Annotated in this window: 11 protein-coding genes and 1 tRNA gene; 7 read left to right on the top strand and 5 right to left on the bottom strand. The window is 51.7% G+C overall.

The window, feature by feature from the left end; genetic code table 11:
- Positions 1–24: 24 nt before the first annotated feature.
- Positions 25–1,968 carry a copper-translocating P-type ATPase gene (locus QFX39_RS00850; RefSeq protein ID WP_300476479.1) on the bottom strand — a complete coding sequence of 648 codons (1,944 nt, stop codon included), beginning with the start codon at positions 1,966–1,968 and terminating at the stop codon, positions 25–27.
- Positions 1,969–4,002: a thioredoxin domain-containing protein gene (locus QFX39_RS00845; protein ID WP_300476477.1), complete on the bottom strand. Its 2,034-nt coding sequence runs from the start codon at positions 4,000–4,002 to the stop codon at positions 1,969–1,971. It lies immediately after the preceding gene.
- Positions 4,003–4,126: 124 nt separating this feature from the next.
- On the opposite strand from QFX39_RS00845, the gene QFX39_RS00840 reads away from it, so the two are divergent.
- The 3 genes from QFX39_RS00840 (at position 4,127) to QFX39_RS00830 (ending at position 6,073) form a co-directional block, all read left to right on the top strand.
- Positions 4,127–5,056, top strand: coding sequence for a DUF2121 family protein (locus tag QFX39_RS00840; RefSeq protein ID WP_300476474.1), 930 nt, complete (start codon positions 4,127–4,129; stop codon positions 5,054–5,056).
- Between the two features lie 93 nt (positions 5,057–5,149).
- Entirely contained in the window at positions 5,150–5,920 is a 771-nt protein-coding gene (locus QFX39_RS00835; RefSeq protein ID WP_367185372.1) for an MBL fold metallo-hydrolase, read from the top strand.
- 80 nt (positions 5,921–6,000) lie between these two features.
- A tRNA-Thr gene (locus tag QFX39_RS00830) sits at positions 6,001–6,073 on the top strand.
- On the opposite strand, the gene QFX39_RS00825 is transcribed toward QFX39_RS00830, so the two are convergent.
- From QFX39_RS00825 to QFX39_RS00815, 3 genes are read right to left on the bottom strand one after another with little or no spacing between them, the layout of a single operon-like run.
- Positions 6,055–7,272 carry a threonine/serine exporter family protein gene (locus tag QFX39_RS00825; protein ID WP_300476471.1) on the bottom strand — a complete coding sequence of 406 codons (1,218 nt, stop codon included), beginning with the start codon at positions 7,270–7,272 and terminating at the stop codon, positions 6,055–6,057. The genes QFX39_RS00830 and QFX39_RS00825 overlap by 19 nt on opposite strands.
- The gene (gene aroC / locus QFX39_RS00820) at positions 7,262–8,374 is read right to left on the bottom strand and encodes a chorismate synthase (RefSeq protein WP_300476468.1); all 1,113 of its coding nucleotides are present in this window, start codon (positions 8,372–8,374) and stop codon (positions 7,262–7,264) included. The genes QFX39_RS00825 and aroC overlap by 11 nt, the downstream gene beginning before the upstream one ends.
- A 28-nt stretch (positions 8,375–8,402) precedes the next feature.
- On the bottom strand, positions 8,403–9,065 hold the full coding sequence (locus QFX39_RS00815; protein ID WP_300476466.1) for a TIGR00266 family protein: 663 nt from the start codon (positions 9,063–9,065) through the stop codon (positions 8,403–8,405).
- 247 nt (positions 9,066–9,312) lie between these two features.
- Here QFX39_RS00815 and QFX39_RS00810 point away from each other — a divergent pair, with 247 nt between their 5' ends.
- The 4 genes from QFX39_RS00810 (at position 9,313) to QFX39_RS00795 (ending at position 12,811) form a co-directional block, all read left to right on the top strand.
- Positions 9,313–9,999: an endonuclease III domain-containing protein gene (locus QFX39_RS00810; protein WP_300476464.1), complete on the top strand. Its 687-nt coding sequence runs from the start codon at positions 9,313–9,315 to the stop codon at positions 9,997–9,999.
- Complete coding sequence (locus tag QFX39_RS00805) at positions 9,992–10,810, top strand: 4Fe-4S dicluster domain-containing protein (protein WP_300476462.1); 819 nt, start codon at positions 9,992–9,994, stop codon at positions 10,808–10,810. Before QFX39_RS00810 ends, QFX39_RS00805 begins: the two co-directional genes overlap by 8 nt.
- 115 nt (positions 10,811–10,925) lie before the next feature.
- The gene (gene hemB, locus QFX39_RS00800) at positions 10,926–11,894 is read left to right on the top strand and encodes a porphobilinogen synthase (protein WP_300476459.1); all 969 of its coding nucleotides are present in this window, start codon (positions 10,926–10,928) and stop codon (positions 11,892–11,894) included.
- Positions 11,894–12,811, top strand: coding sequence for a triphosphoribosyl-dephospho-CoA synthase (locus QFX39_RS00795; protein ID WP_300476456.1), 918 nt, complete (start codon positions 11,894–11,896; stop codon positions 12,809–12,811). The genes hemB and QFX39_RS00795 overlap by 1 nt, the downstream gene beginning before the upstream one ends.
- Positions 12,812–12,840 lie beyond the last annotated feature (29 nt).

The following is a 12,840-nucleotide window of genomic DNA, read 5'->3' as shown; positions in this document are numbered from 1 at the left end:
ATTTCATGTTCCCTGGCTGTGAACTTAACCGCTCTGACCCCTGAAGCTGAATGTCTTGGCGTTGAGGGCCACTATGACAGTACTTACAGACATGAGTATGGCCCCCATGGCTGGCGTCAGGATAAGACCCTGACCATACAGCACCCCGGCAGCAAGCGGGAGGGCTATGACGTTGTAACCTGTGGCCCAGATCAGGTTCTCCTTCATCTTGCTGTAGGTGGCCGATGCAAGGTCCATGAGGTCAACAACGCCCATGGGGTTGCTCCTCACAAGCACCACATCGGCACTCTCAATCGCCACGTCGGTCCCGGCCCCTATGGCTATTCCTATATCTGCCTGTGCAAGGGCCGGGGCGTCGTTGACACCATCCCCCACAACGGCAACCCTCAGTCCATCACCCTGTAGATCACTGATAACCTCATATTTCTCCTGGGGGATGAGTTCTGCCTGGTATTCTTCAATGCCAAGTTCTGAGGCAACCCACTCGGCGACCCTCTGGCTGTCACCGGTTAACATCATACACCTTACACCCCTTGATTTGAGAATCCTGATGGCATCCCTGGCCTCGGGGCGTATGACATCTGCAAGGGCGATGCAGCCCTTCAGTTCATCATTCACGGTTACAAAGACCGTGGTTTTTGGCTGCTCCATGAGTTCATCAACCCGGGGGTCCTTGACCATGAGTCCCAGTTCCTCTGTGTAACTGTAGCTGAGTACCTTCACCCTTGAGCCGTTCACATGCCCCATAACGCCCCTTCCACCTATCGCCGCAAAGTTCTCCACAGGGAGCACCTCATCCACGGCCTCAACTATGCCCCTGGCTATGGGGTGACTGGAGGCTGACTCAACGGCTGCAGCATAGGATAGTATCTCCCCCTCATCCATTTCAGGGTCAAAGGATATGACATCGGTTATACCCAGCTCACCAACAGTCAGTGTCCCTGTCTTGTCAAAGACAACAACATCAGGGTTCATGGCGTTTTCGAAGGCTTCCCGGTTCCTTATGAGTATCCCCCTTCCCGCTGAGATTGCGGTGGAGACCGCTATCACAAGGGGTATTGCAAGTCCCAGGGCATGGGGGCAGGCGGTGACCATGACCGTCACTGACCTTTCAAGTGAGAAGAAGGCCCCCATACCAAGGGCGTACCATGCTGTGAATGTGAGGGCCCCCCCTGTAAGGGCGACAAGTGTTAACCAGAATGCCGCCCTGTCTGCCAGCACCTGCGTCCTTGTCCTCCCCTCCTGGGCTGTTCCCACAAGCTGGATTATCTGGGAAATGAATGATTCCTCACCAACACGCTCCACCTCCACGGTTAGGGAGCCTCCGGTGTTTAGGGAACCCCCAATAACCCGGTCACCGGGGGACTTCCTGACGGGAACTGACTCCCCTGTGAGCAGCGCCTCATTTACATGGGACTCCCCCTTTATCACAGTCCCATCGGTGGGTATCTTCTCTGCTGACCTCACAAGCACAATGTCACCTGGTTTGAGGGTGGCAACATCAACATCCTCAACCTTCCCGTCGACCAGGAGGTGGGCCTTCTTGGGGATGAGCCTTGCAAGCCTCTCAATGGCCCCTGAGGCGCTCCGGACGGATCTCATCTCGATCCAGTGACCCAGAAGCATTACGTCAATAAGGGTTACAAGTTCAACGAAGAATACCATGCCCTCAAGGCCCGCCAGTACCCCCAGGCTGTAGATGTAAGCCACTGTTATGGCCACTGCGATGAGGGTCATCATACCGGGGGTTCTGGATGAGATCTCCCTCAGGGATCCCCTCAGGAAGGGGTAGCCCCCATAGAAGAATATGATGGAGGATATGATGAGAACAGCCAGTTCACTACCCTCAAAGCTTACCAGGACAGTCCCTGTTGGCAGTTCACCAAGCAGGATAACAGGGATGGTAAGGAGGAGGCATACAATGAACCGCCTCCTGTATTCCATTTCATGGTGTCTGTGCATTTCCATTTAGATCACCCCCAGGTGTTCCATGACGTCCATGGGATCATTCAGCGGCGGGTAGCATCTTCTGCCATCACAGAGGTAGTATGCGCAGCCCTCAGGGGGAGCCCCCTTATCCCTCAGGTGTGGGGGTGCAGTGGGCCAGTCACGGGGCATAACGGTCATGGTGAAGTCGGGTATCAGTTTCTTCCTGAGCTCCAGAGGTATAACGGGTTTTCCGCTGCAGACGATGGTGAGTGACCTCCCGCCACTGAGGGCCCACTCTAAATTGGATAGGAGGAATGTGTGGGCTGCCGGTGCAGATTCAACATCACCGGCAAAGGCCCCCATCACTCCCCTGGCAGATTCTGTTAGATCATCATCCTCGAGGATGCCCCCCAGCCTCAGGAGGTTTAGCATCTGCACAGAGTTCCCTGAGGGTATAACACCATCAGTAGCATCCATGGGTCTTACTATCAGCCGGGGGTCATCGGTTGAATAGAATCCACCATGAGGGGCACCGAATCTATCCTCAAGGGATTCTGATAGTTCAAGGGCCATATCAACGTAACCCTCCCTGAAGGTCGCATCATACAACTCAAGGAGGCCCCAGATGAGAAATGCGTAATCATCGAGTTTCCCGTCTATTCCAGCCTCCCCGTCACGGTAGCGGTGAAGAAGCTCATCATCCACGTGCAGGTTGTTCATGATGAATTTAAGGCACCTCTTTGCGGCGGCCAGGGCCTCTTTGCTGTCGAGGATCCTCCCACAAGCTGCAAGGGCCCCAAGCATGAGGCCGTTCCAGTCCGTTAATATCTTATCATCCATGGCGGGGGCCGGCCGCTCCATTCTCCTCTCGAGGAGGGCCCTCCTTGCTTGCTCTATGATCTCATTGAGCTCACCAGGCGTGAGGTCGAACTCATCTGCAACCATCTCTGGGGAGCCTATGTGGAGTATGTTCTCCCCCCTCATATCACATGCAAAGTTTCCATCCTCAAGGACGTTGAAGTAGCGCATTACAACGTCTGCCTCATCCCCCAGGGCCTCGCGTATCTCAGAGGCCCTCCAGAGGTAGTACTTACCCTCAACTCCCTCACTCTCGGCATCCTCTGCTGAATAGAAAGCCCCCTCAGGGGACTGGAGGTTTCCAAGGACGTATTCAACAATCTCAAGGGATGTCTGTTTGTAGAGATCATCACAGGTAACCTGGAAGGCCTCCAGGTAGGCTTTCAGTATCAGTGCCTGATCATAGAGCATCTTCTCAAAGTGGGGCACAGTCCAGGTGGGCTCAACCGCGTATCTGTGGAATCCGTAGCCAAGCTGGTCATATATGCCCCCGTATCTCATCCTCCTGAGGGTCAGGTTAACCATCCTCAGGGACTCATCGTCCCCTCGCCTCAGGTGATACCTCAGGAGGAAGTAGATGTTGTGGGGGGTCGGGAACTTCTGGTAGGACCCGAAGCCGCCGTTCCTGGCATCGAAGTTCCTCCTTAGATACTCATATGCTGCATCCACGGTTTCAGGTTTGAGTTCGGATGATTCTGTCACAGACTTTTTAAGGGCACTGACAACCTCCCTGGCGGTTTTTACTATTCCCTCAGGGGCGTTCTTCCAGAGCAGAACCACCCTTTCGAGGATTGTCCTGAGGCCGGGTACACCACCCCTGTCATCGGGCGGGAAGTAGGTTCCCGCAAAGAATGGTTCCCCCTCAGGGGTCATGATGATTGTGAGGGGCCAGCCACCTGTCCCGGTCATCATCTGGCAGACCTTCATGTAGATGGCGTCGATGTCAGGGCGCTCCTCCCTGTCCACCTTCACAGCCACAAAGTTTTCATTGAGTATTCCTGCGATTTCAGGGTCCTCAAAGGATTCCCTTGCCATCACATGGCACCAGTGACATGTCGAGTAGCCTATGGATAGAAATATGGGTTTTTTGCCCTCCCTTGCCAGCTGAAATGCCTCATCCCCCCACGGGTACCAGTTGACAGGGTGGTGGGCATGCTGCAGCAGGTAGGGACTCTTCTCATTTATCAGAGAATTAGTGAATTCTTTACCTTTCATTTCCTCCCCTCAATAATTAATTATGTTGATCCGGCTTTATTAATATTAAGAGGCGGGCTGATGGTGGGATTCGAATAGTTTATTATTTTCCCCACCAGATATGGTACCTGTTGGGTGATCCACAATGAGTCTCATCATAACATACATAAGTACCAGGGGATGCGTGATAGCAGGAGACAAACGCAGAATAGCCTACTTTGGGGATAAATCAAAGAGGGAAAAGCTTGAAGAGGAACTCTACAGTGGGAAGATAAAGAGCGACGATGAACTCCACAGGAGGGCGTCGGAGCTTGGTGTCAGTATAAAGGTCACAGATGACACAGCCAAGGTGAGAAGTCTGGGGGATGTGGTTGTTGGGGAGATAAGCCAGAAAACCCCATTCGAGACAAAGAGGAGAAGGATATATGCAACAACAGGCGCCTATCAGATAATAGATCTCACAGGCTCAAGGATAACCAGTATGGAGAAGGGTGAAACTGCGATAATCGTCTTCGGAAATAAGGTGGCAAAGGAACTGACAAACAGGTTCCTTAAGAAGAGGTGGAAGACAAAGACGACCCTAAAGGAGGTTGAAAACCTTTTCAGGGAACTCATGGATTACGTTTCATCCAGAACCCCCTCAGTTGGCAGTAAATATGACATCTTCATGAAGAGCCCCTTACTGGATAAGAGGAGCGCACATAAGCTTCTCAGCGATACAATCGTTAGGGACGTCCGGCTCCTTCAGAAGTGGAGGGCTAAACTTAAACAGGAGATGCTTGATCGCAGAGAGGAGATGAAACTGGCATCCAGAATACTCACAGAGGGGGAGGTTGGTCGTGTAATCAGTCAGGACGGCAACCATGTTGAGGTAAAACTTTCGGATGGTGTTGAGGCCTACGACACCAGATGGAAACGTGTTGCGGGCCCCGGTGAGAATGTTCTCATGAGGCTCTCAGATGATGTTGTGGTGGCTGCAGGTGAGAGGGTCGCCGTGAGGAACGAGAACCTCTGCGTGGACGGCAGGGACATAAAACTTGAGTGCGACGTCATAATCTGCCGCACTGAGGAATAGACTTTTAGTAAATTCGTCAGGGGGGATAGATTTTTATAATCTTCTCCCATTACATAGATAGGTGATATAAAATGAGGCTAACATTTCTGGGGAGTGGTGGCGGACGATTTCGCCACCATAACACAGAAGAGGATGACCGGTGGACTGAGAATTGATGGAATCGGTGGAATGAACATCCATGTGGATCCCGGTCCGGGTGCCCTTGTGAGGTCCTACCAGTTTGATGCTGACCCCAGAAAACTGGATGCAGTCATGGTCTCACATTCACATACGGACCATTACACCGACGCCGAGGTACTCATCGAGGCGATGACCAGGGGGATGACCCGCCAGAATGGGGCTGTTGTGGGTAGTGTGAGTGTTATAGATGGCTACATGGACTGGGGCCCCTGCATATCAGATTATCACAAGAGAAAATCTCGCTGCCTGACACTATCCCCCGGCGAGACCGTGGAGATAGGGGAGATTGAGGTGACAGGTACCGGGACCGTGCATGGAGACCCCACAGGGGTGGGATTCAAACTCAGGAGAGATGATGTTACATTATCCTACACATCGGATACGGAATACTTTGATGGGCTCTCAGAATATCACAGAGATGCTGATGTTCTCATAGCAAGCGTCATAAGGCCCGGGAATGACCATATAAGGGGTCACATGTGCACCGATGACTTCATAAAACTGGTTGAGGAGGTTGAACCGGGACTTGCGGTGATGAGCCACCTTGGAATGAAGATGATACTCAATGACCCTGAAATGGAGGCATTCAGGGTTCAGGAGGCTACAGGGATCCGTACACTGGCAGCAAGGGATGGGATGAAAATCGAACTGGATGAGAGCGGCATTTTTAACATGGTCCGCTGATTTTACCTGAGATGGTGCTGAAGGGTGAGGACCTGGAGCACCAAAATTTTATATAATAAAAATGCATTAATTCTTGACATGCCCCGGTAGCTTAGGTGGGAGAGCGCGGGATTCGTAATCCCGAGGTCGCGGGTTCAATCCCCGCTCGGGGCTCTTATTTTCTCATGGAATGGTTCGGTCAGAAGGGCTCCAACCAGGAGTCCGAGGGCTATTGCAATCACCGTCATTGAAAAGAGTGTTATCTCTGCAATGGATGTCAGGTAGTTCTTCCCGAGGAGATTGGCAAGTCCTATGAACCCTATGGATCCCGGTGCGAGGAACCAGAAGGCAGGGTAGAGCGTGACAAAGTGTGGGGTTTTACCGGCCATCTCAATGGCCCTCGCCACCAGCGTCATGGAGAGGGCACCCAGAAATGCCCCTAGAAGCCCCCCTCCAATGGTGTTTCCAAGCTGCTGGCCAACGAGTGCCGTGTAGAGCACGAGGAGTATCCATGGGAAATCGCTTCTGTAAACCGAGAGGAAGAGGTATATTCCAGCCGCAAAGAGCACAGCGCCAATGTAGGGACTGTAACTAAGTGTTGAAATTTTGATTGCCGCAAATTCTTCCTGGGGAAATCCATTGATCTGCATACCCATCAGAACACCGAATACCAGGAGCAGAAGGAGCATGCAGCCGTATATCACCCTGCTGGACCCTGATACGAGTTCACCGCTTGCAAGTTCATATATGCCCGTTGTGAGGGTGACCCCCGGGATGAAGTATATGAGTGGGGGCACAATGAGGGTGAGGTTACCTGTGACGGCCCCTGCTCTTATCAGAAAGAATGCAACACCTGAAACCGTGAAGGAGGCGAGGACAGGCATGATAAGGGAGAACCTCCTGTTACCATAACCCAGCACTATTAGCGCACCTGATATCATGCTTAGAAGGGAGGAATAGACCACAAGGTTCAGATCAGGCTGTATCAGGAAGGCTATCCCCACCGAGAGGAGCAGGTACCCCAGGAACATTCCATAGCGCCCGAACCTGTGGGGGCCACCCACTATTTCCCTGAGTTTATCAAGTGCGTCGCTGATTTCGGTCCAGCCTGACCTGACATCGTCAATGAGTCTGTAAATCTTTGTAACCTGGTGGAGTGGCATCACACCGGGGGACTGGACTGCAAGACTCATCCTTGATGTCTCCCCACCAGCCTTGATTATCAGCATGGTTGGGAGGACCGAAACCTCAACCTCCACATTCTGTGACTCTGCAACGTCCCTCAAAATTCTTTCAGTCTCAGAAACAGAGTTCCCTGAGGCTATAAGTGCCCTGCTGAGCTCCTCAAGGAATTCAACCAGTTTATCCGTCATTTTTTTGCTTTCTTATATCTGTGGGGTGGATGAAACCTGCCCTTATCATGTGGTCTGCAAGGACCATCGCGACTGCGGCCTCGGCAACCGGCACAACCCTCGGGCATATGCAGGGGTCGTGCCTTCCATGGATCTCGATCTCGGTCTCCTCCATCCTATCAAGGTCAACACTTCTCTGGGGCAGCGATATTGATGGTGTGGGCTTCACAGCTATCCTTGCAGTTATGGGCATGCCGCTGGATATACCCCCGAGTATACCCCCTGAGGTGTTGGTGGTTGTCCTGATTTCACCGCCAGAGATGTAGAACTCATCGTTTATTTCACTGGCATGGTGCTCTGCAACCTCAAATCCCATTCCGATCTCCACACCCTTCACAGACCCGATACCCATGAGTGCAGCTGCAAGGTCAGCGTCAAGTTTACTGAAGACAGGGTCCCCGAGCCCGGCGGGCACCCCCAGTGCCACGACCTCAACGACTCCGCCAATGGAGTCTCCCATTTCCTTAGCATCAAGGATGGCTTTCTCCATCAATCTGGCCGCCACGGGATCAGCGCATCTAACAGGGTTTCTCTCTGAGTACTCCTCAATCAGTTTCAGGTTAACCCTGTCTGCCCTGATGTCACCCACCTGTACCACGTGTGCGTTCACCCTGATACCCTGGGTTCCCATGAGCTTCTTTGCAACCGCCCCGCCAATCACATGTCCAATGGTTACCCTTCCACTTCCACGGCCACCTCCACGGTGGTCATAGTGGCCGAACCTGGCCCTCCAGGTGTAGTCGCCGTGGCCGGGTCTTGGCACCGACTTGAGGTTACTGTAACTTGCAGAGTCAACGTCACGGTTCCTGACAATTCCGGCTATGGGAGTCCCGTCTGTTTTACCCTCGAATATCCCTGAAAGTATCTCGACCCTGTCCATTTCACCCCGGGGAGTGGTTAAACTGCTCGTACCGGGTCTCCTCCTGTCTAGTTCCCTCTGGATGTCCTCTTCACTCAGTTCAAGGCCTGCGGGGCAGCCATCGATAACCGCCCCAAGTGCAGGTCCATGGCTGGACCCGAAGGTTGTAACCCTGAATACTTCGCCGGTACTGTTTCCAGCCACCGAATCACCACCATGGAGTTTTTATCATCTAATTCCTTGAGGGGAGCATGGGTATTAACCATCCAACAAAGCTATCAACACTTCTTGTCTGCATGTAAACGGTTCCTGTACCTTCAAATTCAGCTACAAGTCCCTCTCCACTGAGAAATGTGCTTTTAAGTCCTCCGACCTTTCTCACATGGAAGTCGAGACCCTCTGTGAAGGCCACGATGTGTCCTGTGTCCACCACGAACCTCTCATTCACAAGTTCCCTGTGGTATATTGCCCCGAAACTTGAGAGGAATATGGGTCCAGAGGCTCTCAGTTTAAGCAGAAAGAGGCCCTCACTTCCAAAGAATGTTTTGAAACCCCCAAATTTTGTATCTATCTCCACATCCTCTGAAGCCGCCATGAATGAGCCGCTCTGAGCATAGACTGTCTCATGGGTTTCAATGACCTCAACATCCCCGGGGTATGATGGTGCAAGCTGTATCTCACCCCTCCCCTGGGAACGGAAGGTATTGAGGAAGACACTTTCCCCCCCAAGCATGGATCTCTTAACAGCCCCAAGAAGACCCCCTGTTTCGGTCTGGATCTCTATGTTTGAGCTCATACTCACCATTGCACCGGCCTCTGCCTTTATGGCTTCACCGCTTTCAAGCTGGATATTCGCCATACTGTAACTTGGTCTGTGTATAATTTCATATTTCATGCAGTTATCTGTGTAGCTTTTAATTAATAAACTGATCAGCCGAAGCAGATGTGTGCAGATTTTCCAGGGAATTGGTGAACTGATTTCACTGAAGACCATGTGTTGGAGACCCGAAGAAGGTGGAGATCATGGAGGGTTATTGCGCAGCATGTTATTCAGTATCGTGGGGTCGGCTGCGACAAATTCACATTCTATCAGTGCCTGTAACCTAAACCTTTAACTGTTGTCTCCATACTTATCCCTATACATGAAGGTGCTCAGGGATATCTACAGTGTGCTCATGGAACTCTATGGTCCCCAGGGGTGGTGGCCCCTCCTTGATAGGGATACCCTCAAACTCAGGTACCACCCTGGCGACTACACCCTGCCATCATCTGAGACTGAGATCTTTGAGGTGATGGCAGGGGCAATACTCACCCAGAACACCTCATGGGACGCTGCCGCAGCCGCACTACGCAACCTGGCATCACTGAATATCCTTGAACCTGAGGGTATACTAGCAGCTGATGACGATGAACTTGAGGGCGCCCTCAGATGTGCCGGCTTCTACAGACAGAAGACATCATACTTGAGAGAGATTTCAGAGTTCTTCATATCCCTCGAGGGCGCCATACCATCCAGGAAGGAGCTCCTGGGGGTAAGGGGTGTTGGATATGAGACAGCAGACTCCATCCTCCTCTATGGATACAGAAAACCTGAATTCGTGGTTGATGCATACACAAGGAGGATGTTATCCCATAATGGTATTATAGGGGGGGATGAGGGCTATTCGGTGATAAAGGGGATCTTTGAAGAAAACCTTGAACCTGATTTCAGGGTCTTCCAGGAGTACCATGCCCTCATTGTAAGGCACGGAAAACTGTATTACCGGGGGCGGGTTCATGGTGAGGGGGATCCCCTCCCACAGAGACTCTATGGTGATTCAGGTGATTGATTTCACTGATCTGAGTATTGCAATAATAAAAAGGACATTTCACAGGAGATTTGAACTTGCCAGGATCACTGAAAGGTCAGATACCTTCAGGAAAATTGTTAAGAGATTGTTTTTTGAGGGGGACGATATACAGGTCATACCCAGGGACACGTCGGTTGAGGTGAACAGGAGTTTCCAGCTGCCAGAGAGCACTGCACTGCCGTCAGATGTTCTGAGGAGGATGATACTTCGCTCAAAACACATATTCAGGATGGACTTCTGCATATGCAGGGTTTCCTCGGGATGCAGTGAATACCCCCACGATCTTGGCTGCATCTTCCTGGGTCCAGGGGCACTCAGGATATCAGATAAGGTCGGGAGCCTCATATCAAAAGAGGAGGCCCTTGAACACATTGAAAGGTGCAGGGAGGCGGGCCTGGTCCACATAATAGGTAGAAACAGGATAGACTCTGTCTGGCTCAATTCAGACCCGCACGATGAATTACTTTCTGTCTGCAACTGCTGTGAATGCTGCTGTCTCTGGAGGATGACACCCTTTCTTTCTGAGGACATAGCGTCGTCCATAACACCAATGGAGGGTGTCAGTATCGTAAGGGACGCTGAAAGGTGTGTTCTTTGCGGGTGCTGTGAGAAGGCATGTTTTACAGGAGCCATCAGTGAAGGAGGAGCAAACCATGATACCGGGAGGTGCCTCATATGCGGAAGATGCGCTGAGAGGTGCCCCAAAGATGCCGTGAAAATAGTTATGGATTCCGATGCTGTTGACGAGGCTGTAAGGAGGGTTGAGGTTCTTGTGGATGTGGAATCATGATATCAGTGAAGCGTCCTTCAGAAGTAGAGCATCAGGGCGTTATGTTTTTTAGAGGTGAAAATGTAATAAATATTATCCTGTTCAATTCTTTAAGAGTTTACCTGTGAGTGATATTATGGAGTTTCCCACAAAAAGGATGCGAAGATTGCGGAAAAGTCCACAGATACGTGACATTTTCCGAGAAACACGGCTGCACTCATCAGACCTCATCTACCCCATTTTTGTGAGCGAAAAACTTGAAGGGGGTGAACCTGAGGCCATAGACACAATGCCTGGACAGTACAGGTACTCTGTGGATGATGCGGTCTCTGAGGCATCCAGACTTGAGGATGAAGGGCTTTCAGCTGTCCTTTTATTTGGCATGCCATCCACCAAGGACGAGCTTGCCTCATCAGCATATGACCCTGATGGCGCTGTGCAGAGGACCGTGAGGAGGCTGAAGGAGGAGACTCAACTAGTTGTCATGACAGACGTCTGCCTCTGCCAGTACACAACCCACGGCCACTGCGGCATCGTCGTGGAGGGGAAGGTGGTCAATGATGAGACCCTTGATGTCCTTTCAAGGATAGCCCTCTCCCATGCAGAGGCCGGTGCAGATGTGGTTGCCCCCTCAGATATGATGGATGGACGTGTTGCAGCTATAAGGAGGGCCCTGGATGACGCAGGTTTCAGTGAGACTCTTATAATGTCCTATGCCGTCAAGTATGCATCCGCATTCTACGCACCATTCCGTGACGCGGTTTCCTCAGCCCCAGCATTTGGTGACCGCAGATCATATCAGATGGACCCTGCAAATGTCAGCGAGGCCCTCATGGAGGCGGAACTTGACCTTGAGGAGGGCGCCGATATACTGATGGTAAAACCCGCCCTGGCATATCTCGATGTGATAGGGGCTGTGAAGGACAGATTCAGGGTCCCCCTTGCAGCCTACAATGTGAGTGGGGAGTATTCAATGCTGAGGGCGGCCATAGATAGCGGATACCTTACTGAAGAGGCGATATATGAATCTATTCTGTCAATAAAACGTGCAGGGGCTGACCTTATAATTTCACACTTCGCCCCCGAACTTCTGGGGGTGATCTAGTGGACCCCCTCTATGTTTCAAGGATAGCCCAGATAGCATCTGTACTGGAGGTTAGCGGCTATCCGAAACCTGGCAACGTCCACAGAACCCGCGACTTTGATGACATGGTCTATGAGGACTTCCTGGTGAGCGGGATAGTTATCGGGGATAGCATGCGCCTCGCCGCTAGAAGGGGAGTCGAACTGCGGGATAGTCTGGATCTCTCAGCTATTGGACTGGGGGAACTCATACTGAGGGCTGTGGAGGATACCGGAAAATGGGTTTCCACCAACACAAACCTGGGTATAGTCATGCTCCTTGCACCACTCTCTGCGGCCGCAGGAATAGTTGATGAGGGGGATCTGCAGGGGTTAAGGGAACAGGTGAACAGGTTAATACTTCAGACAACACCTGAAGATGCTGTTAATCTCTACAGAGCCATTTCTGCTGCGAATCCCGGGGGTATGGGTGAACATGAAAGCCTCGATGTTAATGACCCCGAATCAGAGCAGAGGATACTGGATGAGAAAATCACACTCTTCGATACACTGAAGATGTCCTCTGACTGGGACCTCATTGCAAGGGAACTCACATCGGGGATGCCGGTCACCTTCAATGTCGGGTTCCCGGTGTTCAAGGCGACGGTCAGGGAATATGGGATGAACCGGGCTGTTGTCCAGACATTCCTCACAATACTTGCAAGGTTTCCGGACACCCTCATAGCAAGGAAGTATGATGAAAAAATAGCCGAGGAGGTTTCAGAGGAGGCCGCCGAGATTGTTGACAGGGGAGGTGTGCTCACTGAGGCCGGGCTTAAACGTGTTGAAAGGTTTGACAGAAAACTCCACAGCAGCGGTTTAAACCCCGGCACAACAGCCGATCTTACAGCTTCATCCATAATGGTGGGTCTACTTGATTATTATTCAGAACACAGATGAAAAACTGGATTGAGCAGTTTATGGAGGAA

It is taken from the genome of Methanothermobacter sp. (genome assembly GCF_030055425.1).
Classification (GTDB): domain Archaea; phylum Methanobacteriota; class Methanobacteria; order Methanobacteriales; family Methanothermobacteraceae; genus Methanothermobacter.
This window is presented reverse-complemented; position numbering and strand designations above follow the sequence as displayed.